The sequence below is a fragment of the Bradyrhizobium sp. HKCCYLRH3097 genome (genome assembly GCF_051167875.1).
Lineage (GTDB): Bacteria > Pseudomonadota > Alphaproteobacteria > Rhizobiales > Xanthobacteraceae > Bradyrhizobium.
The window spans coordinates 361,710-387,023 of sequence record NZ_JBNPTX010000001.1; the positions used below are offsets into that span (position 1 = coordinate 361,710).

Here is a 25,314-nt window from a genome sequence, read left to right on the forward strand (position 1 = left end):
CCATGGGGCGAGCCAAGCGGGTCAGGCGGGCTGTCCTTCGGTCGTTTCGTCCTCATTCTCGGGTTCGGCTTCGGCCTTGGCGAGGTCAGCCTCACTGACCCAGCCGGCCTTGACGCGGGCCTGCATGACCATGGCCTCGGCATCGTCGCGGGAGATATCGAGACCGTCGAGAATGCCGGGGAATTTGGTGGCTTCGCCACCCTCCTTGCGCTCGGTCCAGCCAACCAGATCGTCGGTCGCGCAGCCCGCGAGGTCCTCGACCGTCTTGATGTCGTTCTCGCCGAACTTGACCAGCATCTTGGTAGTGACGCCGGGCACGTCCTTCACCGCGTCCTCGACGCCGAGCTCCTTGCGCCTGGCCTCGAGCTCGGCTTCCTGCTGCTCGAGGAATTCGCGGGCGCGGGTCTGCAGCTCGGTCGCGGTCTCCTCGTCGAAGCCCTCGATGCCGGCGAGATCCTTGAGGTCGACCAAAGCGAGCTCCTCGACCGAGGTGAAGCCTTCGGACGCCAGCAGCTGGCCGACGACCTCGTCGACGTTCAGCGATTCCATGAACACGCGGGTGGAATTCTCGAAGTCGGCCTGGCGGCGCTCGGATTCCTCCTGCTCGGTCAGGATGTCGATGTCCCAGCCGGTCAGCTGCGAGGCGAGGCGGACGTTCTGGCCGCGGCGGCCGATCGCCAGCGAGAGCTGGTTGTTGGTGTCGGGCACCACGACCTCGATGCGCTCGCGGTCCTCGTCGATGACGACCTTGGCGACTTCGGCCGGCGCCAGCGCGTTGACCACGAAGGTCGCGATGTCAGGCGACCACGGAATGATGTCGATCTTCTCGCCCTGCAGCTCGTTCACCACCGCCTGCACGCGCGAGCCGCGCATGCCGACGCAGGCGCCGACCGGGTCGACCGAGGAGTCGCGGGAGACGACGCCGATCTTGGCGCGCGAGCCGGGATCGCGGGCGACCGCCTTGATCTCGACGATGCCGTCATAGATTTCCGGCACCTCCTGCGCGAACAGCTTGGCCATGAACTGCGGATGGGTGCGCGACAGGAAGATCTGCGGGCCGCGGGTCTCGCGGCGGACGTCGAAGACGTAGGCGCGGACGCGGTCGCCGTTGCGGAACACCTCGCGCGGCAGCATCTCGTCGCGGCGGATGATCGCCTCGCCGCGGCCGAGGTCGAGGATCACGCTGCCATATTCGACGCGCTTGACGACGCCATTGACGATGTCGCCGATGCGGTCCTTGAACTCCTGGTACTGCCGGTCGCGCTCGGCCTCGCGCACCTTCTGCACGATGACCTGCTTGGCCGACTGCGCGGCGATGCGGCCATATTCCAGCGGTGGCAGGGTGTCGGCGATGGTGTCGCCGATCTGCGCGCCCGGGTTGGCGCGGCGCGCATCATCCAGCGAGATCTGGTTGGAGGGGTTCTCGACCTTCTCGACCACCAGCATGTGGCGCGACAGCCGCAGCTCACCCTTCTTCGGATCGATCTCGGCATGAACGTCGGTCTCGCTGCCGTAGCGGGCGCGGGCGGCCTTGGCGATCGCGTCTTCCATCGCGGCGATCACGATGCCGCGGTCGATCGACTTCTCGCGCGCGACGGCGTCGGCGATCTGCAGCAGTTCCAACCGGTTGGCGCTGACGGCCATGGCTCAAATCTCCTCTAATCAGGATCGATCTCGCCTCTGCGCGCGCGATCGGCGGCGAGGCGATGTTTCTTGGTATTGGTCGGCAGCGGCTTCTTGGCCGGCTTGTCGTCTTTTGCTTTCGGCTTCGGCTTGGGCTTCGCCTGGGCCGCCGGCTTGGCGTGCGGCGCCAGCGGTGGGACGATTCCAAGCTCGCGCTTCTTCTCGCGCTCGGCCGCCTTGCCGCGGCGCATGGATTCGGCGATCAGCTCGTCGGTCAGCACCATCTTGGCGTCGCCGATGTCGGCCATCGGCAGCACGACATCCGGCTCCTGGTCCTTGGCCACGTCATCGCGGGTGATGCGCACGCCGTCGCCTTCGACGCCGGCGATGATGCCGCGGAAGCGTTTGCGGTTCTGATGTGCCACCGCCATCTCGATCTTGACGAGATGACCGATGTGACGTTCGAAATCGGAGCGGCGGACCAGCGGCCGGTCGATGCCCGGCGAGGAGATCTCGAGCCGATAGGCACGGTCGATCGGATCGGCGATGTCCAGCACCGGCGACAGCGCCCGCGACACCGCCTCGCAATCCTCGATCTGCATCGTGCCGTCGGGACGCTCGGCCATCACCTGGACCGTGCAACCACCTTCGCCCGAAATGCGGATCCGCACCAGGCGGTACCCCATTCCCTGCAGCACCGGGTCGGCCACCGCCGCCACGCGCGCCGCGACGCCCGGCTCGACGACGAGGCGGGGCTCGGTCAGGAGGTCGGTGTCAGCGGTTGCGAACGTAGGTTCCGTCATCGAGGCGTCGATCGCGTGTCTTGCTTGGTTGGGCCGTCGGGCCTGTTCGATCGCGCTCACCGGACCGATCCCGCCCGTGGCGGAGCGATCCAGGTAACAAAAAAGAGCGGGTCCGGAAGGGCCCACCCTCACTACGCGATCGTATATGAGATGATGTTTGATGGCGCTCATATAGCCGCTTTGCCGCCTGACGGCAAGGGTCGTGTCGCCTCAAACGGCGCCTGGAACTGGGAATTTGCTCCGCGCCCGGACTGCGGATCGGATCGTTTTCCCTGACCGGGAACGGCCGAATGCCGCAGGGTCTAACCCTTCATTCACCAAGATCGCTTAAAAATGAGCTGAGTTCGTGCTTTTCGCCCCCGTCGTCGTGCCGCACGGAGTGGAGCGCACCGAAACGTGGCGTGTTGCGTATCGAGTAGACGTCCATGACCCCGGCAACCGCGCTGATCCCCGGCCTCGGCGGGATCGTCAGGCAGGGCAATGCTGAACGCGGCCTCGAGGCCACGCGCCGCATCGCCGACCTGTTCTTCGAGGATGCGACGAAGCTGCGTCCCGAGCATATCAATCTGTTCGACGGTCTCCTGATCGATCTGGTCCCGTTCGCGGATCTGCCGACGCGGATCGATCTGGCGGAGCGGTTGTCGCGGCTCCTCAAGGCGCCCCGTGCCGTCGTCAGCCGGCTGGCGCGCGACGACGAGGTTGCGGTGGCGGGTCCGCTGTTGCGCCGTTCGCTCGTGCTCGACGATCCCGTGCTCATCGCTATTGCGCGCGACAAGAGCCAGGGTCATTTGCTCGCGATGGCAGAGCGGACGCGCCTATCGGCCGATACGACCGATGTGCTGGTGCGCCGAGGTGATCGCGACGTGGTGCGGCGGACCGCTGCCAATGACGGCGCAGCATTTTCCCCGCGCGGCTATGCCGCGCTGATCCACCGCGCGAGTTCAGACGGCGTGCTGACGCTCACGGTCGGCCGGCGCGCAGATGTTTCCGACGATCATCTGAAACAACTGCTGGCCGGCTCGCTCGATGTCATCAGGCGGCGGCTGTTCGATGTCGTGCCGCCGGACAAGCAGGCGAGGATCAGGCAGGCTCTCGCCGAACTCGCCGATGCGGAGCGTACAGCGCATAGCACGCGCGATTTCGTGCCGGCGCAGCGGACCATCCTGTCGCTGTATGAAGCCGGTGCCTTGGACCAGTCGGCGTTGTTCGGCTTCGCATCCGAGCACAAATACGAGGAGGTCATCGCGGCGCTCGCCGCAATGACGGGATTGAAGATCGCGACGCTCGACCGGCTGGTGTCGGGCGATCGTCACGATCCGCTGCTGATCCTGGGGCGCATGATCGGGCTCGATTGGCGCACCGTGCACGCACTGATCCTGCTGCGCCTCGGACCGAAACGCGTGCCGGCGCCGCGCGATATCGATGCGATCAGGGTCAACTACGCGCGCCTGCTGCCATCGACCGCCGAACGCGTCGTCGCGTTCTGGAAGACACGACACTGAGTGACCTCGCCGGCGCAGCGGTCAGCGCCGGCTGAAGATCAGATAGTTGGCGACGCGGCCTTCGCGCGTGGCCTTCCGCCCGTAGCGCGTCATGGTGTAGCCCAGCCAGGGCAGACGCCAGTCGTCGGCGCGCTCGGCCGTCCAGGCGAACTCCGGCGAACGCAGCAGATGCCACAGCGTCCAGGCGCAATAGTCGGCGATGTCGCTGACGAAGCGGAACTCGCCGCCGGGCTTCAGGACGCGCGCCATCGCTGCGATCGTCGCATCCTGCACGAAACGCCGCTTCCAGTGCCGCCGCTTCGGCCAGGGATCGGGATGGATCAGGTCGATGCGCTGCAGCGACTGCGGCGGCAGCCAGGCCAACAGCTCGGCGGCGTCGCCCGCCACCAGCCTGATATTGCCGATGTTGTCGGCCTCGATGGCCGACAGGATCTTGGCCATGCCGTTGACATAGGGCTCGCAGCCGATGAAGCCGGTGGTCGGACACGCCTTCGCTTCGGCGGCAAGATGCTCGCCGCCGCCAAACCCGATCTCCAGCCGCAGCGCGTCGACCGGCGGATCGTACAGCGTGGGCAGCACGGCTTCCGCGGGCGCGGCGAGATCGAGCGCGAGGTGCGGCAGCAGGTTGTCGACCAGGCCGGCCTGATGCGCCCGCAGCTTGTGGCCCTTGCGCCGGCCGAAGAACGAGCCCTGGCCGTGCAGGGCCTCGGTGCCGGTGTGATCGTCGTCGACGGGCATGTTGATCGCGGGGCTCATCGCAGGGTTTGATAGAGACGGTAGAGCAGCCTTGTCCGCGGCTCGATCGAGGAGATGTACATCTGCTCGTAATGCGTATGCGCGCCCTTGCCATCGACGCCGAGCCCATCGAGCGTCGCCGTGAACGGTGCGGTGAAATTGCCGTCCGAACCGCCCCCGGTATAGGTGTCGACCAGCTCGAAGCCGATCTCGTCGGCCAGGGATTTCGCATGCTCGAACAGGGCGGCGCCGGCGTTGCCCTTGACGTAAGGCGGCCGGTTCACCTCGCCGCTCACTTCGACCGTGACGCCATCGCTGCGCGAGGTCAGCCCCAGGATCTTGGGCAGGATTTCTTCGGCATCGGCAGGCGTCGGCAGCCGTGCATCGACCTCGGCATAAGCTTCCTCAGCGATCACGTTGGGACGGGTGCCGCCGCGCACGACGCCGACATTCACGGTGATGCCGCGGGCGGGGTCGTTGAGCGCTTCGAGCGCATGGATGACGTTGGCGAGTTCGCGGATCGCACTGCGTCCATCCTGTGGACGCGCGCCAGCGTGCGCGGGCACGCCGCGGATTGCCACGTCGAACCGCGCCACGCCCTTGCGTCCGGTCACGATCTTGCCGCCGTCGCGCGCCGGCTCGGTGACGAGGACGTATTTGGCCTTGCGGCCTTCCTCCTCGATCAGCGCGCGCGAGGTCGGGCTGCCGATCTCTTCATCCGAGACGAACAAATGAGTAATGCCGAGGGGCGATTTTTGACCCTCTGCGCAGAGCTGACGAAAGGCGTGAAAGGCGAGATAGGCGCCGCCCTTCATGTCGTAGATCCCGGGACCGTACGCAACGTCGCCGTCGACTGCGAACGGCAGCCGCGCGATGAACCCGATCGGATGTACCGTGTCGAGATGGCTCAGGACCAGGATGCCCGGCTCGTCCTGTCCCCACGACGACCGTGCGACGAGGTGGTCGCCGCAGCCGTCGCGTCCGGCGATCCGTTCGATCGTGGCATCGAGCCCGCGATAGCCATCCGCGACAAGGGAAGCCAGCTTGTTGACCTGATCAGGCGCCTCGGTCGGGGTCTCGATCTCGACCCATTGGCGGATGCCTTCGAGAATTGTGCGACTATCGAACGGGCTGCTGCTGGCGGTCATGAGCTTTGTAAATCGTTCTCGATGGTTACGAAGTGGTAGCAGGCGGTGGACGCGCTTGGCGCGTCGCTGGGCGGGTTGGCGGCTGGGACGCCGGAGTTCCAGGCCACATGTGCATAAAAAGATTTAGAGCGCGATAGCCTTTCCCGAAGGGGAGCCATCGCGCTCTATTGGTCGTGATCCAACCTGTCTATCGGCTCATTCGTCTGGCGGAACGCAGCGTGCCCAGCGCGTCGTCCGCAAACGTGCCCCGCTGATGGCCCCCCGAGGGCGCTGACATTCCTATGAGAGTGATCACGATAGGAATGTCAGCGCCGGCGCATCAGCTAGCCTTCTTCCGGAGCTTCACGATCAGCGATCTGCTCGACCAGGTCGACGATGCTGCGACGAAGCTTCGAATCGTGGATCCGCGTGAATGCGCGGGTCAACGCCAGTCCTTCGGAGGTTGCCAGGAAATCAGACACATAGGCGGGCGAAGCGCCTTCGCCGAAAGCTTCACCGTTGGTCCCGCCACTCGGGACCCCTTCGAACAGGAAGGAGACCGGGACCTGCAGAACCTCCGAGATCTGCTGAATCCGGCTGGCGCCGACTCGATTGGTGCCTTTTTCGTACTTCTGTATCTGCTGGAACGTGAGTCCGAGAGCCTCGCCAAGTTTTTCCTGGCTCATGCCCAACATGATACGGCGCATCCGCACCCGGCTGCCGACATGCTTGTCAACAGGGTTGGGCGCTTTCGTCGACATCTCTCAACTCCTTAGAATGGGCCTCGGAACGAGGCGGTCGCAGTATGCCTCAGGCGCTCACACCGTCAATTTATGTTCGCATGTCGTACTAACGAAGACGGCCGAGCAACGAACTGGACGGCTCATGCTGCCGCGCGAGAATGCGAATTGCAGCAGCTATCTGTCAACACTTGGGGTTTTGCTTGTCAAAAAAAATCTTACGGACCCGGAAAGAATCGAGATCTTGCTGTCGTCAGGGAAGCTTTTGAGCAACACGTCTGCGAACGACGGTGCTCAGGGCGATCACTAACAGGATCGCAACCGGAATGTCGCCGAGCCTTGCATAGGCTGTCGGCTGCAACGCAACAGGCAGCGCGGCATCCAGCACGCCCTCTGCGCCGAGAGGCAATTGCTTAACGATACGGCCGACGGGATCGATCACTGCGGAGATGCCGGTGTTCGCAGATCGAACTAATGGAAGTCCTTGCTCGATCGCGCGCCACTGCGCTTGCTGCAGATGCTGATGAGGCCCAGTCGAAATGCCGAACCAGCCATCGTTCGTCAAGTTGACGATCCAGCCCGGTCGTTCTTCGGTCGGCACGCTGTCACTCGGAAAGATCGCCTCGTAGCAGATCAAGGGAAGAACACGCGGAGCGTGTGGCACGTCCAGGTTGCGTCGCGCCGTGCCGGGGATGAAGCCGCCCTGCACCCGCGTGAGTTGCTCGAGCCCGATCCGCTCCAGCAGATTCTGGAACGGCAGGAACTCGCCGAACGGGACCAGATGGAGCTTGTCGTAGACCGACAGCACGGTGCCGTCGTGATCGATCACGTAGATCGAATTGTAGGCCCGGGTGATGGGGGTGTTGCGAGGCGCGTCGGGGGCGCGGACCGAACCGGTGATCAGCACCGTGCCCGGCGACAGCAGGTCGGCGATCTGGCCCATCGCGTCCGCCTCGCGGGTCAGGAAGAACGGGAACGCCGATTCCGGCCAGATCAGGACGTTGGTGTCCCGGACGCCGGTGGCGTTCGGGCCCGAGGCGCGGTCCGACAGCGCCAGATAGCGGCGCATGACATCGGCCTTGGCGCCATAGTTGAACTTCACGTCCTGCTGCAGGTTCGGCTGCATGATCCGCAGCTTGAGGTCGGCGACGAAGGCCGTCGGATGCAGGCCGAGCCGGATGGCGCCGAACACGCCCATCATCACGAGCAGGGCGGCGGCCGCGGCCGGCGCCCGCCAGCGCTCACGCCATGTCTTGCCGTCGATCAGCACCGCGGGGCTGGCAAAGATCGCGATCGCCAGGAACGTCATGCCCCAGATCCCGATCAGCGAGGCCGTCTGCGCCAGCGCGAGCGGCTGCGACAGGGCATAGCCGAACGTGTCCCAGGGGAAGCCGGTGAGCGCGTGGCCGCGCAGCCATTCGCTCGCGGTCAGGCAGACGGCGAGCGCCAGGATGCGGGTTGCATCACGCGTCCAGATCAACCGGGCCAAGGCGAAGCCTAGGGCCGGAAACAGCGCGAGATAGGCCGGCAGGCCCAGCACGGCGAACGGCATCAGCCAGGCGAAGGTGTCGGCATCGACCAGGAACGCGTTGCCGATCCAGTAAAGGCCGGGGACGAAATAGCCCATGCCGAAGCAGAAGCCGGTGAAGGCGGCAGCCGGGATGCCGCGCCGCCGTCCCGCCGCGGCGCCATCGATCAGCCAGACCAGAACCGGGAAGGTGATCGCAAGCACCGGCCAGGCGTTGAACGGGGCCATCGCGAGCGACGAGAGCGCGCCGGCGGCGAGCGCGATCGCCGCACGCTTCCAGCCCCAGGCCAGGACAACGCCAATGGCGAGGCCGCGAATCGTCGATGGGCGGATCACTGTGAGCTGGCTCCATCGCCCCGTGGCGGGCTGCTATCGTCGTGGACCGGCGCAGGGCCGGCCTCTGTCGGCGGCGGCTCGGCCGGGACGTCCGTGTCCGCCGGGGTCACTTCCGGCGCAACGTCTCGACGCCGGCTTTCGCGCTGCGGGCGGGGCGTCGGGCGTTCCTTGCGCGGCGCGATGCGCAGGCGCTTGACCCGGCGCGGATCGGCATCGAGCACCTCGACCTCGAAATTGCCGGGGCCGGAGATCAGCTCGCCGCGCACCGGCAGCCGGCCGACATGGTTGACGAGATAGCCGCCGAGCGTCTCCACCCCTTCGCCCGCCTCTCCCGTCACGAACTCCTCGCCGATCACCCGGCGTACGTCGTCGAGGCTGGCGCGGGCGTCCGCGATGAAGGCGTTGTCGGCCTGCCGCACGATCGCCGGCGGCTCGTCGCTGTCGTGCTCGTCGTCGATCTCGCCGACGATCTGCTCGACGATGTCCTCGATGGAGACCAGCCCGTCGGTGCCGCCATATTCGTCGACGACCAGCGCCAGGTGGATGCGCGAGGCCTGCATTTGCGCCAGCAGGTCGATCGCGCGCATCGACGGCGGCACGTAGAGCAGCTTGCGGATGATATTGGCCTCGAACAGCGGCATCGACAGATCGACGGCCTTGAGATCGAGGCCGGCGGGCAGCGGCTTCTTGCGCCGCGCCTTCACCTCGTCGGAGACCCGGGCCTGCGCCGTGGTGAAGGCGAGCAGGTCGCGGATGTGCACCATGCCTTCGGGGTCGTCGAGCGTGTCGTTGTAGACGACGAGCCGCGAATGCGATGCGCTCTCGAACAGGCTCATCAGTTCGCCGAGCGTGATGTCGCGCCGGACGGCGACGATGTCGGCACGATGCACCATCACGTCGGCGATGCGCCGCTCGTGCAAATCGAGGATGTTGCGCAGGAGCGTGCGCTCGACCGCGGAGAAGCCGATGTCATCGGGCGTCGAGGCATCGAGCACGACCTGCAGATCGTCGCGAACCGAGCCGCCGCCTTTCCAGCCGAACAGGTTGCGCAGCGCGCGAAACAGCCAGTTCTCGCCCGGCGAGCGGCCGAGCTCGGCCGGCGGCACCACGGCCGGCAGATTGCGCGTCTGGCGCGGATTGTCGTGGATGGGCTCGGAATCGGCCATGGTCAGTTCATCCGTTCCCGGTCGGCATAGGGATCGGGGATGCCGAGATGGGCCAGGATCTCGGTCTCCAGCGCCTCCATCTCCTCGGCCTCGTCATCGGTCTCGTGATCGTAGCCGATCAGATGCAGGAAGCCGTGCACGGTGAGATGGCTGAGATGATGCTCGAACGGCTTCTGTTCGTCGTCGGCCTCGCGCCGCATCGTCTCATAGGCGATGGCGATGTCGCCGAGCATGCGCGGGGCATCATCCTCGCCGCGCGGTCCGGTCGGCTGCAGCGCCGGAAACGACAGCACGTTGGTGGGCTTGTCGATGCCGCGCCAATTGCTGTTCAGGGTGCGGATGCCCTGGTCGTCCGTCAGCATGACGGCGATCTCGGCGTCGCCGACATCGGCATCGACCATCTCGGCCGCGGCGAGAATGGCGCGTTGTATGACGTCCTCGGCGTCAGGCTGGTCCTGCCAGCAATCGGCTGCGACGATCACCTCGGTCGTTGGAATGGGACTTTGTGGCATCCTGGTCGATATCTGTGCGGATGGCGCTGGAACGACGCGACCATCGGCGTGCTTGCTCTCGCGTCAGCGGGCTTTCGGCCCCTCATAGGCGGCGACGATGCGCGCCACCAATTCGTGGCGGATGACATCCTCGCCGGTGAACCGGACCTGTGCGATCCCCTCGACACCGTCGAGCAGGCGCGCGGCTTCGGCGAGTCCGGAGGTCTGGCCGTTCGGCAAATCGACCTGCGAGGGATCGCCGGTGATGATCATGCGGCTGTTCTCGCCGAGACGCGTGAGGAACATCTTCATCTGCATCGATGTGGTGTTCTGCGCCTCGTCGAGGATGATCGCGGCGTTGGTCAAGGTGCGCCCGCGCATGAAGGCGAGCGGCGCGATCTCGATCTCGCCGGCCTGCAGCGCGCGCTCGACGATGCGCGCATCCATCAGATCGTACAGCGCGTCGTAGATCGGGCGCAGATAGGGATCGACCTTCTCGCGGAGGTCACCAGGCAGGAAGCCGAGCCGCTCGCCGGCCTCGACCGCCGGGCGTGAGAGGATGATGCGGTCGACTTCCTTCCGCTCGAACAGCTGCGCCGCATGCGCGACCGCAAGCCAGGTCTTGCCGGTGCCGGCCGGGCCGATGCCGAACACGAGCTCGTGCCGCTTCAGCGCGCGGATGTAGGAATCCTGCGCGGCGGTGCGGGCGCGCACCGGGCGCTTGCGCAGGTTGATGCTCTCGAACGCGTTCTTGGCGTTCTTGGCGTCGAACTCGAACAGCGAGCCCTGCGCCACCACGGCGCGGATCGCGCCCTCGACGTCGCCCTGCGCCAGATCGTGGCCCTTCACGGCCTGCGCATAGAGCGATTCGAGCACGCGCCGCGCGGCATCGCAGCCGTCGCGTGTTCCGCCGATGGTGATGTGGTTGCCGCGGGAATCGACGACGACGCCGAGCCGTCGTTCGACCAGGGCCAGATTCTGGCCGTAAGGCCCGACCAGGGCGGAGGCGGCACGGTTGTCGTCGAAATCGATGACGACCTGGGTCTCGGGGGGCATGGACATGTCGCGGTCGTACTTGCGGCTGGGAGCGAGGGAAGACGGATCCGATGCGCTCTTGGGCAAGTGCTCAGCCTCCGATGGACACGAGGGGCGTGGGGGAGATCACTGCCGGCGCGGCCGTGACGAGTTCGCCGAGCAGGCTGTAGCGTTCGAGACTGTCGATCCGCACCGGCAGAACCTGGCCGATGATGTCGTCGGACGCCATGACGTGGGCCGGCTGCAGATACGCGGTCCGTCCGACCAGTTGCCCGGGCTTGCGCGCTGGCCGCTCGAACAACACGTCGACGACCTGGCCGATCGCGGCCTTGTTGAAGGCTGCTTGCTGGCTGTCGATCAAGCTCTGGAGGCGCTCCAATCGCTCGTCCATCTCGGTCGCTGACACCATCTCCGGCATGTCCGCTGCCGGAGTTCCCGGGCGCGGCGAATACTTGAACGAATAGGCCGCAGCGTAGCCGATTTGGTCGATCAGGGCGAGGGTGGCGCGAAAATCTTCCTCGGTCTCGCCCGGGAACCCGACGATGAAATCCGAAGAGAATGTAATGTCGTGACGGGCGGCGCGAAAACGGTCGACGACTTTGCGATAGTCAGTCGCCGTGTGTTTGCGGTTCATGGCGCTCAGGATGCGGTCAGATCCCGACTGAACCGGCAGATGCACGAACGGCATCACCGCTTCGAGATCGCGATGCGCCGCGATCAGGCTGTCGTCGACGTCGTTGGGATGGCTGGTCGAGTAGCGGATCCGCGCCACGCCCGGAATCTCGGCGATCCCATGGAGCAGCCGCCCCAGCGTCCAGGGCCGGCCGTCAGGGCCTTCGCCGTGATAGGCGTTGACGTTCTGGCCGATCAGGGTGATCTCGCGAACGCCATTGTCGACGAGCTGCGTCACGTCGTCGACGATGCGTGTCACCGCACGCGACATCTCGCTGCCGCGCGTATACGGCACCACGCAGAAGGTGCAGAACTTGTCGCAGCCTTCCTGCACGGTCACGAAGGCCGAGACGCCGCGGGCGCGGATCGCCTCGCGGCTGGGCTTCGCCAGGAAGCCGAACTTGTCCTGGGCCGGGAATTCGGTCTCGATCGCCCGCTCGCCGCGGCGGGCCTGGGCCAGGAGCTGCGGCAGATGGTGGTAGCTCTGCGGGCCGACCACGACGTCGACGGTGGGGGCGCGGGCGATGATCTCCTCGCCTTCCGCTTGCGCCACGCAGCCGGCCACGGCGATCTGCATCGTCCGGCCGGCCCGCGCGGCGTCCTCCTTCGCGACCCGCAGCCGCCCGAGCTCCGAATAGACCTTCTCGGAGGCCTTCTCGCGGATGTGGCAGGTGTTGAGGATCACGAGATCGGCGTCGCCGGCCTCGGCGGTCTCGACGAAGCCCTCAGGCCCCAGCGTGTCCACCATGCGCTGGGCATCGTAGACATTCATCTGGCAGCCATAGGACTTGATGTGCAGCTTGCGCGGCGGCGTCATGAACCCTTGCATGCGGTCGGAGGCGCGCCCAATTCGGCGCCGCGCTCAGATATAGGCTAGGGGGCCGAAAATCCAGCGATCGCGGGCTTTTTCTCGGCCAGCCGGCTCAGAATCGCCGGCAACTGCCGCATGTCGTCGAAAACCACGGTGGCGCCGGCCGCTCGCAGGTCGTCGGCGTGCCCGGGCCGGCAGTGGCTGCCGCCGTGAAACCCGAGCACTGTCATGCCGGCCGCGACACCGCCCCGGATACCGGCCGTGCTGTCCTCGACCACCACGCAGGCCGCGGGACGCGCCTTCATCTGCGCTGCCGCGAACAGGAACAGATCGGGCGCGGGCTTGCCGTTCTCGACTTGGGAGGATGAGAAGATGTGCGGGGCGAGGCGATCGTAGAGCCGGGTGGCGCCAAGGCTGACGCGCATGCGCTGATGCGAGCCGGAGGAGGCGACGCACACCGGCGCGTCGATGGCGTCGAGCGCCTCCGCGATCCCGTCGATGGCCGCGAGGTCCTGCTCGAAGGCGCGGAACAGGCGATCCTGCAGTTTCGGGTTGAAATCGTCGGGCAGGGAACGACCGAGCTCGGCCTCGACCTCGAGCTTCGCCTGTTTCAGGGAGCGGCCCAGGAACCGCGCGAACACCTGCTCGGTCGTGATCGGATAGCCGCACAGGCTGAGCACGTCGGCGTGCGTCTGACAGGAGATCACCTCGCTGTCGACCAGCACGCCATCGCAATCGAAAATGACGAGATCGAGGTTCGAAGCCGGCGCCGCGTCAGCCATTCGTCTCTTCGTCGAGCGGCACGCAATACAGCTCCAGCCGGTGATCGACCAGCTTGTAGCCGAGCTTGCGGGCGATCTCGGCCTGCAGCTTCTCGATCTCCTCGGAGGTGAACTCGATCACCTTGCCGTCGCGCAGATTGATCAGATGATCATGATGGCTGTCGCGCATCTGCTCGTAGCGGGCGCGGCCCTCGCGGAAATCATGGCGTTCGATGATGCCGGCATCCTCGAACAGCTTCACGGTGCGATAGACCGTGGAGATCGAGATCTTGTCGTCGACGGCGACGCAGCGCCGGTACAACTCCTCGACGTCGGGATGGTCGCAGGCTTCCGCGAGCACGCGGGCAATGACCCGGCGCTGCTCGGTCATGCGCATGCCGGTGGCGGCACAGCGGGCCTCGATTCCGGTGGAATTGAGCGCTGGCGTGGTTTTCAAGGAGGTCATCGTGTCTCGCCTCAAGGATGCGCTTTCTGCCACCAAGCGCAGGTTACGACAAGTCCCGGCGCATCAGAAGCGCATTCAACTGTTCCCCGCCGGGCTGAAGGTAATAGCGTTCCCGACGGCCCACGGTCGCAAATCCGGCGCGTTCATAGAGTCGGCGGGCCGGCTGGTTGTTTTCCTCCACTTCGAGAAAGACCGTCCGGACCCCGCGCCCCGCGAGGTGCCCGAGATGCTGCAGCAACAGATCACGAGAAAATCCGCGGCCGCGCTGATTTGGGTCAAGTGCAACTGACAATATTTCCGCTTCGTCCGCGCCGATTCGCGAGACGATGAAGCCGATGAGCTTCCGCCCGAGCCGCAGCCGATGGATCATGGTGTTGCGCTCGGCCAGCATCGCCTCGAACTCGCCTTCGCCCCAGCCGCGGTGAAACGAGGCGGCGTGGATCAGGGCGAGCCGGGCGGCGTCGCGCGGCGCGGCCGCTTCGATCAACGGTTTGGGGCTGCCGAGCCAGCGGAAGAACATGTTCATGACGAGACGGCCGTCTGCGCCGGTTGACGCGCCGCACCGGCGGGCGGCTTGACGTCGGGCGCGCGCAGATAGAACGGCCGCGCCGGCGCGTGCGCCGGGTCGGCGGCCGCGCCGAGCCAGGCGACCCAGCCGATGTCGGGCCCGTCTTGCGAGTCGACCGCAACTGGCGCGGCTGCGTCCTTGGGCCACCGCTCGGCCAGCAGCGCCGCGGCGTTGCCGACGAGGTGCGGGGCGCCGAGCCGCGCGGCCGCCAGGACGTCGTCTGTCGCAGCGACCTGGGGCGCGACCAGTTCCTCGCCGCTGCCGCTCACGACTTGGTAGTAGACATGGTCGTGCCGGGCATCGATCGCCGAGATCACCGGGTTGGCGCGGTCCTCGCTGACGATCGGCGCCGCGTAGGCGGACAGCGTGGTCACGCCGACGACCGGCTTGTGCGCCGCCAAGGCAATGCCGCGCGCGGCGGAGAGGCCGACGCGCAGCCCGGTGAAACTACCAGGACCCGTCGTCACCGCGATGCGGTCGAGCTCGTGGAAGCCGACGCCCGACTGGCGCATCACGCGCGCGATCAGCGGCATCAGCGCCTCGGCGTGGCCGCGCTTCATCGGCAGCGTTTCCTCGGCGCGCATCGCGGCCGAATCAGTGTCCAGAACGGCAGCCGCGCAATGGTCGAGGGCAGTATCGATGGCGAGGATCAACATCCGGTCAGATTCACATTGAAAGGAGCGCCGAATACCTTTTTGGGGCTTTGATAAAGTCGGTTGCCGCTTTCTTACATCCTGATCGGGAAAAACGCATCACGGCGCACGACCGCAAACTACTGAATTGGCGCTCATTCAAGCAAATCTTTCCGGGCTGTTGGATTGATCGTCCGGTTCGACGTTCAGGCCGCCGCGCCATCCCGGTGGCAAAGGCGATGCCGGCGCGATGGGGCCGGGTCGAGGCGATCAATCGCTCGCAAGCCGGTGCTCGGGTTCGGCACCGATGGCATGGGGGTCGCCGCCTCATCCGGACCAGCCTCAAACGCCCAATTCCGCTCGGTCAAGTTCGAGCGCAGTGGGGGGCGACGAACAGGTCCGGCGAAAGTACCGATTGGCGCAAGTCTGGGCGGCGCCGGCGAAGCCGGTCGGCACGCCGAGCGCGGTGACGAGCGAGATACCGTCGAGCATGCGGTGGGGGCGGCCGTGGCCGCCACCCTCGGCAGCGCAGCGTGAGCAGAGGCAAATGCTGATTAGCGCGCAGATCTGTTCGCCAACCCCATTCGCCATTGCCTTCCTACATCGGCCGGACTTCAACCACCTCGGGCACGAAGTGCTTCAGCAGGTTCTGGATGCCGTGCTGCAGGGTCGCGGTCGACGACGGGCAGCCCGAGCAGGCGCCCTTCATGTTGAGATAGACGATGCCGTCCTTGAAGCCGCGGAAGGTGATGTCGCCGCCGTCATTGGCTACGGCCGGGCGGACGCGGCTCTCGATCAGGTCCTTGATCATGCCGACCGTCTCGGTGTCGGCCTCGTCGTAGAACTCGTCGTCCTCGTCGGCGGATTCGTCATTGGCGGCGCTGCCGTCGGCGAGCAGCGGCGCGCCCGACATGTAGTGCTCCATGATCGCGCCGAGGATCGCCGGCTTGAGGTGCTGCCACTCACCGCCGCTCTTGGTGACGGTGATGAAATCGGCGCCGTAGAACACGCCGCTGACGCCGTCGACGGCGAACAGGCGCTCGGCCAGCGGGGAGCGTGCGGCGGCGTCGCGGCTGCCGAACTCCATCGTGCCCGCGGGCAACACGACGCGGCCCGGGATGAACTTCAAGGTGGCGGGATTGGGGGTGGCTTCGGTCTGGATGAACATGGTTTTCTCCGGCAGCGCCGGTTCAAGGCCGGCCTGTGGTGTCCTCATAGCAGATGGCGCGAACGCGCGCACGATCAAGGGGGCATGGCCGGCGTTTCCGATCTAAGCCTATGAAAGAGCGTCGAGATCGGCGTCACCGAGATCGCCCGGCACGATCACCAGCGGGATCGGGAAGGCACCGCTCGTCTTGGTGACATGGGTGACCAGCGGGCCGGGGCCCTCGGGGCCGGAATGGGCGGCGAGCACCAGCAGCGCGATGTCGCTGTCGTGCTCGATCGTCTCCAGGATCTGCGCCGTCGGCTCACCCTCGCGGATCACCCGTTCCGGCGCGGTCACGCCGATCGCCGACAGCAGCGCCGCGGCCTGGTCGAGCTCGGCATGCGCCTGCTCCTGCGCCTCGGCCCGCATCAGATCGGCGACCCCCAGCCATTGCTGGTTCTGGTCCTCCGTTTCGATGACGTGCAGCATGACGATACGGCCGCCGGAACGGACCGCCCAGCGGCCGGCATAGCGGACCGCGCGGTCCCACTCCTCGCTGTCGTCGACCACGACCAGGCATTTCGGCGCATGGCCGGTCTGGTAGCTCTGCCGCTGCGCCGCCATCGCGTTCCCGCCTGCTGCTGCGAGTCGATCCGGCCGCGATGCTGCCACAGCCCATCTCCGTTGGGGAGAGGGCTGCGGGTTCCATCGCGCCCGCAACGACAGCGGTGGTGCGGCTTCTAGTAGCGAGGATGTCGCTTCGCTCATCCTGGCTACGGCCGCAAGGCCGACTCCGGAGCGCGCGCCGTGCTGCTTAGGGCTTGCGGATGAAGCCGACGATGTCCTTGGCCGTCTTCATGGTCTCCGCGGCGATGGCCTGGGCGCGGTCGGCGCCGTCGACCAGCACGGACTCGACGTAGCCGGGATCGGCGGTCAGGCGCTTCATCTCCGCGGCGATCGGCCCGAGCTTGGTGACGCACAGCTCGACCAGCGCGTTCTTGAAGCTGGAGAACTGGCCGCCGCCGAAATCCCTGAGCACATCGGCCTTGCTGCGGTCCGACAGCGCCGCGTAGATGCCGACGAGGTTGTCGGCCTCGGGACGCGCGTCCAGCCCCTTTTCCTCGGTCGGCAGCGGCTCCGGATCGGTCTTGGCCTTGCGGACCTTCTGCGCGATCGTATCGGCATCGTCGGTCAGGTTGATGCGCGAATAGTCCGAGGCATCGGACTTCGACATCTTCTTGGTACCGTCGCGCAGCGACATCACGCGCGTCGCGGGACCGGTGATGAAGGGTTCCGGAAGCGGGAAGAACAGGCCGTCGCCGAAGCCGTGGCTGCGGATCGAGTCGCCGTAGTCATTGTTGAACTTCTGCGCGATGTCGCGGGAGAGCTCGAGATGCTGCTTCTGGTCCTCGCCGACCGGAACATGGGTGGCGCGGTACAGCAGGATGTCGGCGGCCATCAGCACCGGATAGTCGTACAGACCGACCGATGCGTTCTCACGGTCCTTGCCGGCCTTCTCCTTGAACTGCGTCATGCGGTTCAGCCAGCCGATGCGCGCAACGCAGTTGAAGATCCAGGCGAGCTCCGCGTGCCCTGAGACCTGGCTCTGGTTGAAAACGATGTGCTTCTTCGGATCGATGCCGGCGGCGATGAAGGCGGCGGTGACCTCGCGGGTGTTGCGCGCGAGTTCGGCGGGGCCGCCCCAGACATCGATCGGCATGGTGATCGCGTGCATGTCGACGACGCAATAGATGCAGTTGTGGGTCTGCTGCATCTTCACGAAGTTGACGATCGCGCCGAGATAGTTGCCGAGATGCAGGTTGCCGGTCGGCTGGACGCCCGAGAAAACCCGTTCCACGAAGGCCATGGTCACTGTTCCGGATGAATGGATTTGGGGTCGTTTGGCACGTGCGCCTCAAAGGTGCAAGTCGCCGGCGGGCTTTTGCCGGATCGCCCGGACGGTTTCGCGCCAGCTTACGGCGCCCAGGGACAACAGAAGCACGCCGTAGAGGATGATGGCGCCGCTGATCAGGGCGGCGAGCAGGGCGGCCGCGCCGAGATGGCTGCTGCTCCACGTGCCGGCGAAGCGTCCGGCGACGGTCCAGAGGACCGCGCCCATGACCATCGCAGCCAACGTGATGCGCGGCAGCCGGCGCCGCGAGGCAGGGGGAAGCGCGAAACCGAAGCGCGTGGCGCCACGCCGGATCAGGACCGCCGCATTGGCCCAGGCACCGAGCGCGAGCCCTGCCGCGATGCCACTTGCCGCAAACAATTGTGCGAGCAGGAACGCCAGCGCGATCGCGACACCGCATCCGATCAACGTCGCGCGCAGCGGCGTCCGCGTGTCCTCGCGCGCGAAGAAGGCGGGCTGCAGCGCCTTGGTCAGCACCTGCGCCGGCAACGCTGCCGCGAGCCAGGTCAGCACCTGCGCCGTCGCGGCGGCATCGTCCGAACTGAATGCGCCATGTTCGAACAGCAAACGAATGATCGGCTCGTTCAGGATCATGAGTCCGAGCGTCGCAGGCAGCGCGAGCCCGATCGTCAGCTCGAGGCCGCGCGATTGCACCTCCGCCAGAGCCTCCTCGTTGCCCTCGTGCAGCGCGCGCGTCAGCTCCGGCACCAGCACCGTGCCCATGGCAACGCCGACGAGCCCGAGCGGCAGCTCGATCAGGCGGTTGGCGAAATACAGCCACGACACCGCGGAAGGCGAGGTGGAGGCGATGACCGCGCCGCCGACCGCGAGCAATTGCGGGCCGGCGCTGGCGACCATGCCGGGCAGCGCCTTGGCGAAGAAGCCGCGCATTTCGCCATGGAAGGTGACGCGCACCGGCGAGGCGAGGGGGCCGTCGCGGCCTCGCCGCGCGAGCATCGCGAGCTGCAGCAGCCCGGCGACACCGATCGTGGCGGCGAGCAGCAGCGCGGCGCTTCCAGGGTCCGGATGTTGCATCAGCAGCACGATGGTCACGCTGATCAATGCCACGTTGAACAGCAGCGGGGCGAAGGCCGCGAGCGCAAAGCGTCGTTGCGCGCTGGACAGTGCGAGCAGCACCGTCGAGGGGCCGGCAAAGGCGAGATAGGGCAGCATCAGCCTGGCATCGTTGACGGCCAGGGTGAGCGTCTCTTCACCGGCGAAGCCCGGCGCGAGCACGGTCATCACGAACGGCATCAGCAGCGCCAGCACCAAGGTGGCGGCGAGCAGGCCGGCGCTGACGGTGCCGAGCACGCGGCCGGCAAAAGCTGCCGCATGTGTCCTACCAGACTGCTGGTATATTCGCAGCCAGGCCGGCACCAGGGCTGCATTGAGCGCGCCCTCCGTCAGCAATCGCCTGACGACGTTGACGAGCTGAAACGCCGCGAGAAATGCGTCCGCGACCGGACCGGCGCCGAGCAGCGCGGCCATCAGCGCATCCCGGACGAAGCCGAGCAGGCGCGAGGCCAGTGTTCCTGACAACACAGTCACGAATGAGCGGATCATCAGGCTTCTATAGCAGCGCCGCTTGTGATAGGCCGCAGCGTTTGCAAAACGCCGTAAACGGGGCCAGTGGATGACTGACGCGAAATACGATGTTCTCGGGATCGGCAACGCGATCTTCGACGTGCTGGTGCATGCCGATGAAGCCTTTCTCACCCGGCACGGCATGACCAAGGGCAGCATGGCGCTGATCGACGAGGCCCGCGCGGCCGCGATCTATGCCGATATGGGTCCGGCCACCGAGATGTCCGGCGGTTCGGGGGCCAACACCATCGCTGGCCTCGCCAGCCTGGGCGCGCGTGCCGCTTACGTGGGCAAGGTCAAGGACGACCAGATCGGCCGGATGTACCGGCATGATATCCGCGCCGCCGGCGTCACCTTCGATACCGTGCCCGCTGCCGACGGCCCGGCGACCGGCTGCTGTTACATCCTGGTGACGCCGGACGGCGAGCGCACCATGAACACCTATCTCGGCGCCGCGCAAAATCTCACCGCCGCGGACATCGATCCCGCGCAGATTGCGGCGGCGCGCATCATCTATCTCGAAGGTTATCTGTGGGACCCGAAGGACGCCAAGGATGCGTTCGTGAAGGCGGCGGCGATCGCGCATGACGCCGGACGCGAGGTCGCGCTGACCTTGTCGGATTCGTTCTGCGTCGATCGCTATCGCGAGGAGTTTCTCGACCTGATGCGCGGCGGCACCGTCGATCTCGTCTTCGCCAACGAGGCCGAGCTGCATTCGCTGTACCAGACCTCGGATTTCGACGGCGCGCTGAAGCAGCTGCGTGAGGACGCCACGCTCGGCATCGTCACCCGCAGCGAACAAGGCTGCGTCGTGGTGTCGAATGACGGCGTGATCTCGGTGCCGGCGCATCCGATCGAGAGCCTGGTCGATACTACCGGCGCGGGCGATCTGTTCGCCGCCGGCTTCCTGTTCGGGCTGGTGCGCAAGACCGGCTATGAGATGGCCGGCCGCCTCGGCGGCCTCGCCGCCGCCGAGGTGATCCAGCACATTGGTGCAAGGCCGCAGGTGTCGCTGAAGGAATTGGCGGCTCAGAACGGACTGAAGGTGTAGGTCGAAGCTGTGGTCACGCAGTCGTTCTCTTGCGCTTCCGACACCACTCTCTGCACCGTGATATCTCTGCACCGTCATGGCCGGGATTGACCCGGCCATGCACGCTTCTTGAGTTGTCGTCGTGAAAGACGAGGATGCCCTGGCCGAGCCCGGACATGACGTCGAACTAACAACGAGTCCGCTCGGAGCGGGACCGAGCTATCAATCTGATCACGCCGCCTTCTGTCCGCCCGCGGCATCGAGCCCGGCATAGACCCCGCGTTCGAAGCCGGCAAAGGTCTCCAGGCACAGCCGGTCGGCGAACGGCAGGAGCTGCATCAGGATCACGCCGGTGACGTCGCGCGCAGGATCAATCCAGTAGTAGGTGTTGGCGAGGCCGGCCCAGGCGAGGCTGCCGGCACTGCGGCCCTCCGGGGTCTGCGCCGTCGTGATCATGAAGCTCAAGCCCCATTTCTTGACAATGTCGGGATAGAGATCGACGTCGTTGGTCACGCCGGGCACCGCCGCGGCCATCTTCGTCATCTCGAGCTCGCCGATATGGTTGTCGCGCATCGCCGCGACCGTCTCGGGCTTGAGCACCTGGTTGCCGTTGCCGCGGCCATTGTTGAGGATCATCCGGGTGAAGCGGATGTAGTCGCCGGCCGTGCCGTAGAGCCCGCCGCCGCCCATGTGGAATTCCGGCTCCTGCTCGAGCTCGAACGGGATCGGCGCCAGGCTGCCGTCCTCGCCGCGGGCATGCATGCCGACCAGACGTGCGCGCTGCGACGGACCGAGCTTGAAGCCGGTATCGTCCATGCCGAGCGGCGCGAACAGATGGTCGCGCAAGTACGCGTCGAGCTTCTGGCCGCTGGCGGCCTCGACCGCCTTGCCGACGAAATCGATGTTGATGCCGTATTCCCAGCGCGTGCCCGGATCGGAGGCGAGCGGCAATTTGAGAGCGTCGTTCTTGCAGGTGATGATGCCGGGCGTTCCGGCCTTCTGCACATAGGTGGCCATATCGCCGTTCCACATGTCGTAGCAGAAGCCGGCGGTGTGGGTCATCAGATGGCGCAGCGTGATCGCGGTCTTCGCCGGCCGCAGGATCGGCTCGCCATTGGCGTCGAAACCGTCGAGCACCTTGGGCGCGGCGAGGTCCGGCAGCACCGTGCCGATCGGCGCATCCAGCGACAACCGGCCCTGCTCGACCAGCTGCATCCCGGCCGCGCAGGTGATGGCCTTGGTCATCGAGGCGATCCAGAACACGCTGTCGGTGGTCATCGGGTCGTCGCGGCCGAGGTCGCGCTTGCCGAAGGCGCCTTCATAGATGATGCCGTTGCTGTCAGCGGCAAAGGCGACGACGCCGGGAATCTCTCCCGCCTCCGCCTTCTGCCGCAGCACGCCGTCGATGTCGGTCTTGTTCTGCATGGTCTCCTCCGTTCCGTTCTTGATGACGGTAGGCGATTGTTTCTCGGGCCGGCCTGGGCAGCAAGGACCGCCGGTCTCACGGCCGGTCGCGATCTCGTGATGATGCGGCGCGAACGAAGCAGGCGGGGACAACAGCGCCGCGGAGGCCACAGCGCTTCAATTTCTCGCCAGAATCATGATTAGTTCCACTCAGTCGCGAGTCCGACACATGGGGGCCATGTTCCCACCACGGGCTTGCGACTGTTGTGAGTTGCAACCATTTTTGCATTAAAGGGTTGAAGAACCGGCTTTTTCGAGCCGATGGCATGGCTTTGGCGGCAATGTCCGCCGTTGGGGGCGATATGATTTCAACGTGGAGCGAGTGGAAGCGGTATCCCCGCCCGGGGCGCGGCGACAATATCGAGGCGCCGATCACGCCCGGCATCTACGAAGTGCGCATTGCGGCGACCGGAGCGCTGTATGCGTTCGGCGCGGTCGACAATGTGGCGCAGGCCCTGGCGCTGCTGCCCGTGGGGCAGAAATCATGGTTCGGCCGCCGTGATCCCGCCGCCTTGCCGGACCTGGAATACCGCACCTGCGCGACCTCGACCAAGGCCGACGCCAAGGCGGCGGCGGAGCGCATGATCGGCCGGCGCGAGACCTATATGAGCGGCGCGGCCTGATCCCGGGTCGGCTCGTCAGCATTCAGCATTTGGTGCCGTACAGGCACGGATCGCCGGATCGAATGTACCGTTGAGGAGGCGCACGCGCCGTGCGCCGCCGCCGGGGCGTGGCTATATTCGGAGACGATCGCTCGCTTTCGAGGAGTAGCCCGATGACACCGCCCGCCGCCGCCCGTGCCTCCACTGCCGCCCCGAGCCTGCGTGACCGCCTGAAGGATCCGTCGCTGCTGCGCGAGCAGTGCTACATCGATGGTGCGTGGGTCGGTACGCCGGTGCTCCCGGTCAACAATCCGGCCACCGGCGCCGAGCTCGCCAAGGTCGCGCAACTCGGTGCGGCGGAGACCACGCAAGCCGTCGAGGCCGCCGCGCGCGCGTTCCCGTCCTGGGCCCGGCTGACCGCCAAGCAGCGCTCCAATACCTTGCGCAAATGGTTCGAGCTGATCACGGCCAACCGCGAGGACCTCGCGCTGATCCTCACCTCCGAGCAGGGCAAGCCGCTGACGGAGGCGCTCGGTGAGGTCGATATCGGCGCCGCCTATATCGAGTTCTTCGCCGAGGAGGCGCGTCGCGTCTATGGCGAGACCATCCCGACCCAGAAGCCGGATGCGCGCCTGTTGGCGCTGAAGCAGCCGATCGGCGTCTGCGGCGCCATCACGCCATGGAATTTCCCGAACTCGATGATCACCCGCAAGGTGTCGCCTGCGCTCGCCGCCGGCTGCACCGTGGTGCTGAAGCCGGCCAACGAGACGCCGCTGTCGGCGCTGGCGCTCGCCGTGCTGGCCGAACGCGCCGGGATTCCGGCGGGCGCGCTCAACATCGTCACCGGCGACGCGCCTGACATCGGCAAGGTGCTGTGCGAGCATCCGTCGGTGCGCTTCATAGGCTTCACCGGCTCGACCGAGGTCGGCAAGATTCTCTATCGCCAGTCGGCCGGCACGGTGAAGAAGCTCGGGCTCGAGCTCGGCGGCAACGCGCCGTTCGTGGTGTTCGACGATGCCGATGTCGATGCGGCTGTCGAAGGCGCCATGGTCTCGAAATATCGCAACATGGGCCAGACCTGCGTCTGCGCCAATCGCCTCTATGCGCAGGACGGCATCTACGACGCCTTCGTCGCGAAGCTCGCCGCCAAGGTCGCGGCGATGAAGATCGGCGAGGGCACCGAGGCCGGCGTGACCCAGGGGCCGCTGATCAACGAAGAGGCGGTTGAGAAGGTCGAACGCCACATCGCCGACGCGGTCAAGGGCGGGGCGAAGGTCGTGACCGGCGGCAAGCGCCATGCGCTCGGCCGCACCTTCTTCGAGCCGACCGTCCTTCGGGACGTCAAGGCCGACGCGCTGGTCGCGCAGGAGGAGACGTTCGGCCCGCTCGCCCCCGTCATCCGTTTCAAGGACGAGGCCGACGTCATTGCGATGTGCAACGCCTCGCCGTTCGGTCTCGCGTCCTACTTCTATGCCCGCGATCTCGGCCGGGTCTGGCGCGTCGCGGAGGCGCTGGAATCAGGCATGGTCGGCGTCAACACCGGTCTGATCACCACCGAGGTCGCGCCGTTCGGCGGCGTCAAGGAGAGCGGCTTGGGCCGCGAGGGCTCGCATCACGGCATCGAGGAATACCTCGAGATCAAATACGTGATGATGGCGGGCGTCTGAGCTCTGGACGCCTGGGCTCAGGCCGAGCTCAAGCAGTCTTGGGCAGCTTGTCCACTGGCACAAGATAGGACTTGTTGCCGACCTGGAAGATGACCTTGCCGCTCTTGCCGTCGGTCGTCGAGATCTGCGACTGACCGAACATGATGACGTTGTTGTAGACGATCCCCGTGCCCTGGCGCGTGACGCCGTTGGTCGTGACGCTGACCTGGGCCTCCTTGCCGCTGACGGACAGCACGCGAAAGCTCGCGCTCTGGCCGTTTTCGCCGTTATAGCCGGCCCAGCTGCCGACCAGATTGCTCTCGTCGGCGGGAGGCGCCTGCTTCTCCAGCATCGCGGTGGCCTTGCCGCCGCCGGCCGAAAACAGCAGCACCGCGTTCTTGCCGTTCTTGGTGCCGAGCGTGACCGCGCCGAAGTCGATGGTCGAGCCGTTGACCTGGCCGATGCCGCGTTCGGTGCGGCCGTTATGGGTGTATTCCACCGTGGCGGCGGCGCCTCTGATGTTGACGACCTTGAAGCTCACGGCCTGGCCGTTGGCCGTCCAACTGCCCTTCCACTCGCCCAGCAGGTTGCTCTGGCGATAGACCCGCTCGTTGGCGGGCGAGATCTGGTTGGTGCTTTGGATGGCGACCATGTGTGCTTCCAAGGAGCTCGACTGCTCGTTTACCCCGTGTGTCGGATCGTTGCAGAGTGTTGCTAACGAGACGTAGGTCGAGGGGGTTAACGAACGGTGAACTGCGGCTACGAGCCGCCCGTTCCGCGCTGCGGCTCATCGTCTCAGCGTCTTCCTGTGGCGACGAATAGCCCTCGGATGAATGCGACGGCGCGAAGCCCCACCGGGCTGCACGGGCGTAAGCGAGCCGCTTGCCCAGACGCGCCGGATCGTCGACCATGACGCGGCGAACCACGACCTTT

The 25,314-nt window shown here is 66.3% G+C and carries 24 protein-coding genes; 4 read left to right on the plus strand and 20 right to left on the minus strand.

Annotated features, from left to right (window positions below; translation table 11 throughout):
- Positions 1–21: 21 nt before the first annotated feature.
- On the minus strand, positions 22–1,644 hold the full coding sequence (gene nusA, locus ACQR0U_RS01690; RefSeq protein WP_315716926.1) for a transcription termination factor NusA: 1,623 nt from the start codon (positions 1,642–1,644) through the stop codon (positions 22–24).
- Positions 1,645–1,658: 14 nt separating this feature from the next.
- Entirely contained in the window at positions 1,659–2,426 is a 768-nt protein-coding gene (gene rimP / locus ACQR0U_RS01695; protein ID WP_315716927.1) for a ribosome maturation factor RimP, read from the minus strand.
- A 425-nt stretch (positions 2,427–2,851) separates the two neighbouring features.
- Here rimP and ACQR0U_RS01700 point away from each other — a divergent pair, with 425 nt between their 5' ends.
- Positions 2,852–3,928: a DUF2336 domain-containing protein gene (locus ACQR0U_RS01700; protein ID WP_316193234.1), complete on the plus strand. Its 1,077-nt coding sequence runs from the start codon at positions 2,852–2,854 to the stop codon at positions 3,926–3,928.
- Between the two features lie 21 nt (positions 3,929–3,949).
- On the opposite strand, the gene ACQR0U_RS01705 is transcribed toward ACQR0U_RS01700, so the two are convergent.
- From ACQR0U_RS01705 to murJ, 16 genes are all read right to left on the minus strand, one after another.
- On the minus strand, positions 3,950–4,684 hold the full coding sequence (locus ACQR0U_RS01705) for a tRNA (guanine(46)-N(7))-methyltransferase TrmB (protein WP_434842496.1): 735 nt from the start codon (positions 4,682–4,684) through the stop codon (positions 3,950–3,952).
- On the minus strand, positions 4,681–5,811 hold the full coding sequence (locus tag ACQR0U_RS01710) for a M20 family metallopeptidase (protein WP_315716930.1): 1,131 nt from the start codon (positions 5,809–5,811) through the stop codon (positions 4,681–4,683). Before ACQR0U_RS01710 ends, ACQR0U_RS01705 begins: the two co-directional genes overlap by 4 nt.
- Positions 5,812–6,134: 323 nt before the next feature.
- Complete coding sequence (locus ACQR0U_RS01715) at positions 6,135–6,551, minus strand: helix-turn-helix domain-containing protein (RefSeq protein ID WP_006615449.1); 417 nt, start codon at positions 6,549–6,551, stop codon at positions 6,135–6,137.
- A gap of 232 nt (positions 6,552–6,783) precedes the next feature.
- A complete protein-coding gene (gene lnt, locus ACQR0U_RS01720) occupies positions 6,784–8,394 on the minus strand; it encodes an apolipoprotein N-acyltransferase (protein WP_434842497.1) in 1,611 nt (536 codons plus the stop codon).
- Entirely contained in the window at positions 8,391–9,560 is a 1,170-nt protein-coding gene (locus ACQR0U_RS01725; protein WP_315716932.1) for a hemolysin family protein, read from the minus strand. The genes lnt and ACQR0U_RS01725 overlap by 4 nt, the downstream gene beginning before the upstream one ends.
- Before the next feature lie 2 nt (positions 9,561–9,562).
- Positions 9,563–10,072: an rRNA maturation RNase YbeY gene (gene ybeY, locus ACQR0U_RS01730; RefSeq protein WP_315716933.1), complete on the minus strand. Its 510-nt coding sequence runs from the start codon at positions 10,070–10,072 to the stop codon at positions 9,563–9,565.
- A gap of 63 nt (positions 10,073–10,135) precedes the next feature.
- The gene (locus ACQR0U_RS01735; protein WP_315716934.1) at positions 10,136–11,113 is read right to left on the minus strand and encodes a PhoH family protein; all 978 of its coding nucleotides are present in this window, start codon (positions 11,111–11,113) and stop codon (positions 10,136–10,138) included.
- Positions 11,114–11,177: 64 nt separating this feature from the next.
- Positions 11,178–12,575, minus strand: coding sequence for a tRNA (N6-isopentenyl adenosine(37)-C2)-methylthiotransferase MiaB (gene miaB, locus ACQR0U_RS01740; RefSeq protein ID WP_434841475.1), 1,398 nt, complete (start codon positions 12,573–12,575; stop codon positions 11,178–11,180).
- 56 nt (positions 12,576–12,631) lie between these two features.
- Positions 12,632–13,351, minus strand: a complete 720-nt coding sequence (locus ACQR0U_RS01745) for an HAD family hydrolase (protein ID WP_434841474.1) — start codon at positions 13,349–13,351, stop codon at positions 12,632–12,634.
- Positions 13,344–13,796: a Fur family transcriptional regulator gene (locus tag ACQR0U_RS01750; protein WP_315716937.1), complete on the minus strand. Its 453-nt coding sequence runs from the start codon at positions 13,794–13,796 to the stop codon at positions 13,344–13,346. Before ACQR0U_RS01750 ends, ACQR0U_RS01745 begins: the two co-directional genes overlap by 8 nt.
- A gap of 43 nt (positions 13,797–13,839) precedes the next feature.
- Positions 13,840–14,322, minus strand: coding sequence for a ribosomal protein S18-alanine N-acetyltransferase (gene rimI / locus ACQR0U_RS01755; RefSeq protein ID WP_316202458.1), 483 nt, complete (start codon positions 14,320–14,322; stop codon positions 13,840–13,842).
- The gene (tsaB, locus tag ACQR0U_RS01760) at positions 14,319–15,020 is read right to left on the minus strand and encodes a tRNA (adenosine(37)-N6)-threonylcarbamoyltransferase complex dimerization subunit type 1 TsaB (RefSeq protein ID WP_315716939.1); all 702 of its coding nucleotides are present in this window, start codon (positions 15,018–15,020) and stop codon (positions 14,319–14,321) included. Before tsaB ends, rimI begins: the two co-directional genes overlap by 4 nt.
- Before the next feature lie 574 nt (positions 15,021–15,594).
- Positions 15,595–16,164 (minus strand): NifU family protein, encoded by a 570-nt coding sequence (locus ACQR0U_RS01765; RefSeq protein ID WP_434841473.1) that lies wholly within the window; start codon positions 16,162–16,164, stop codon positions 15,595–15,597.
- A 108-nt stretch (positions 16,165–16,272) separates the two neighbouring features.
- Positions 16,273–16,767, minus strand: a complete 495-nt coding sequence (locus tag ACQR0U_RS01770; protein ID WP_315716941.1) for a universal stress protein — start codon at positions 16,765–16,767, stop codon at positions 16,273–16,275.
- 190 nt (positions 16,768–16,957) lie between these two features.
- Positions 16,958–18,010, minus strand: coding sequence for a tryptophan--tRNA ligase (gene trpS / locus ACQR0U_RS01775; RefSeq protein WP_315716942.1), 1,053 nt, complete (start codon positions 18,008–18,010; stop codon positions 16,958–16,960).
- A 48-nt stretch (positions 18,011–18,058) separates the two neighbouring features.
- Positions 18,059–19,618, minus strand: coding sequence for a murein biosynthesis integral membrane protein MurJ (gene murJ / locus ACQR0U_RS01780; RefSeq protein ID WP_315716943.1), 1,560 nt, complete (start codon positions 19,616–19,618; stop codon positions 18,059–18,061).
- Between the two features lie 70 nt (positions 19,619–19,688).
- Here murJ and ACQR0U_RS01785 point away from each other — a divergent pair, with 70 nt between their 5' ends.
- Positions 19,689–20,690 carry an adenosine kinase gene (locus ACQR0U_RS01785; RefSeq protein ID WP_315751792.1) on the plus strand — a complete coding sequence of 334 codons (1,002 nt, stop codon included), beginning with the start codon at positions 19,689–19,691 and terminating at the stop codon, positions 20,688–20,690.
- Positions 20,691–20,900: 210 nt separating this feature from the next.
- Here the strand turns inward: ACQR0U_RS01785 and ACQR0U_RS01790 are convergent, their stop codons facing one another.
- A complete protein-coding gene (locus ACQR0U_RS01790; RefSeq protein WP_315751793.1) occupies positions 20,901–22,094 on the minus strand; it encodes a serine hydrolase domain-containing protein in 1,194 nt (397 codons plus the stop codon).
- A gap of 341 nt (positions 22,095–22,435) precedes the next feature.
- Here ACQR0U_RS01790 and ACQR0U_RS01795 point away from each other — a divergent pair, with 341 nt between their 5' ends.
- Positions 22,436–22,756, plus strand: a complete 321-nt coding sequence (locus ACQR0U_RS01795) for a hypothetical protein (protein ID WP_011942561.1) — start codon at positions 22,436–22,438, stop codon at positions 22,754–22,756.
- A 152-nt stretch (positions 22,757–22,908) separates the two neighbouring features.
- Positions 22,909–24,402 (plus strand): NAD-dependent succinate-semialdehyde dehydrogenase, encoded by a 1,494-nt coding sequence (locus tag ACQR0U_RS01800; RefSeq protein WP_316202455.1) that lies wholly within the window; start codon positions 22,909–22,911, stop codon positions 24,400–24,402.
- Positions 24,403–24,430: 28 nt separating this feature from the next.
- Here ACQR0U_RS01800 and ACQR0U_RS01805 read toward each other — a convergent pair whose 3' ends face one another.
- Positions 24,431–25,033 carry a hypothetical protein gene (locus ACQR0U_RS01805; RefSeq protein ID WP_315751795.1) on the minus strand — a complete coding sequence of 201 codons (603 nt, stop codon included), beginning with the start codon at positions 25,031–25,033 and terminating at the stop codon, positions 24,431–24,433.
- Positions 25,034–25,314: the final 281 nt, after the last annotated feature.

Bases quoted from the DNA above. Each gene is read 5' to 3' on its own strand.
- ACQR0U_RS01735 (WP_315716934.1), bottom strand. From the start codon at position 11,113: ATGTCCATGCCCCCCGAGACCCAGGTCGTCATCGATTTCGACGACAAC.
- ACQR0U_RS01745 (WP_434841474.1), bottom strand. From the start codon at position 13,351: ATGGCTGACGCGGCGCCGGCTTCGAACCTCGATCTCGTCATTTTCGAT.
- ACQR0U_RS01790 (WP_315751793.1), bottom strand. From the start codon at position 22,094: ATGCAGAACAAGACCGACATCGACGGCGTGCTGCGGCAGAAGGCGGAG.
- rimI (WP_316202458.1), bottom strand. From the start codon at position 14,322: ATGAACATGTTCTTCCGCTGGCTCGGCAGCCCCAAACCGTTGATCGAA.
- ACQR0U_RS01800 (WP_316202455.1), top strand. From the start codon at position 22,909: ATGACACCGCCCGCCGCCGCCCGTGCCTCCACTGCCGCCCCGAGCCTG.
- ACQR0U_RS01710 (WP_315716930.1), bottom strand. From the start codon at position 5,811: ATGACCGCCAGCAGCAGCCCGTTCGATAGTCGCACAATTCTCGAAGGC.
- murJ (WP_315716943.1), bottom strand. From the start codon at position 19,618: ATGATCCGCTCATTCGTGACTGTGTTGTCAGGAACACTGGCCTCGCGC.
- ACQR0U_RS01770 (WP_315716941.1), bottom strand. From the start codon at position 16,767: ATGGCGGCGCAGCGGCAGAGCTACCAGACCGGCCATGCGCCGAAATGC.
- ACQR0U_RS01700 (WP_316193234.1), top strand. From the start codon at position 2,852: ATGACCCCGGCAACCGCGCTGATCCCCGGCCTCGGCGGGATCGTCAGG.
- ACQR0U_RS01705 (WP_434842496.1), bottom strand. From the start codon at position 4,684: ATGAGCCCCGCGATCAACATGCCCGTCGACGACGATCACACCGGCACC.
- ACQR0U_RS01715 (WP_006615449.1), bottom strand. From the start codon at position 6,551: ATGTCGACGAAAGCGCCCAACCCTGTTGACAAGCATGTCGGCAGCCGG.
- ACQR0U_RS01795 (WP_011942561.1), top strand. From the start codon at position 22,436: ATGATTTCAACGTGGAGCGAGTGGAAGCGGTATCCCCGCCCGGGGCGC.
- nusA (WP_315716926.1), bottom strand. From the start codon at position 1,644: ATGGCCGTCAGCGCCAACCGGTTGGAACTGCTGCAGATCGCCGACGCC.
- ACQR0U_RS01765 (WP_434841473.1), bottom strand. From the start codon at position 16,164: ATGTTCATCCAGACCGAAGCCACCCCCAATCCCGCCACCTTGAAGTTC.
- miaB (WP_434841475.1), bottom strand. From the start codon at position 12,575: ATGACGCCGCCGCGCAAGCTGCACATCAAGTCCTATGGCTGCCAGATG.
- rimP (WP_315716927.1), bottom strand. From the start codon at position 2,426: ATGACGGAACCTACGTTCGCAACCGCTGACACCGACCTCCTGACCGAG.
- ACQR0U_RS01805 (WP_315751795.1), bottom strand. From the start codon at position 25,033: ATGGTCGCCATCCAAAGCACCAACCAGATCTCGCCCGCCAACGAGCGG.
- ACQR0U_RS01725 (WP_315716932.1), bottom strand. From the start codon at position 9,560: ATGGCCGATTCCGAGCCCATCCACGACAATCCGCGCCAGACGCGCAAT.
- ACQR0U_RS01785 (WP_315751792.1), top strand. From the start codon at position 19,689: ATGACTGACGCGAAATACGATGTTCTCGGGATCGGCAACGCGATCTTC.
- ybeY (WP_315716933.1), bottom strand. From the start codon at position 10,072: ATGCCACAAAGTCCCATTCCAACGACCGAGGTGATCGTCGCAGCCGAT.
- trpS (WP_315716942.1), bottom strand. From the start codon at position 18,010: ATGGCCTTCGTGGAACGGGTTTTCTCGGGCGTCCAGCCGACCGGCAAC.
- ACQR0U_RS01750 (WP_315716937.1), bottom strand. From the start codon at position 13,796: ATGACCTCCTTGAAAACCACGCCAGCGCTCAATTCCACCGGAATCGAG.
- tsaB (WP_315716939.1), bottom strand. From the start codon at position 15,020: ATGTTGATCCTCGCCATCGATACTGCCCTCGACCATTGCGCGGCTGCC.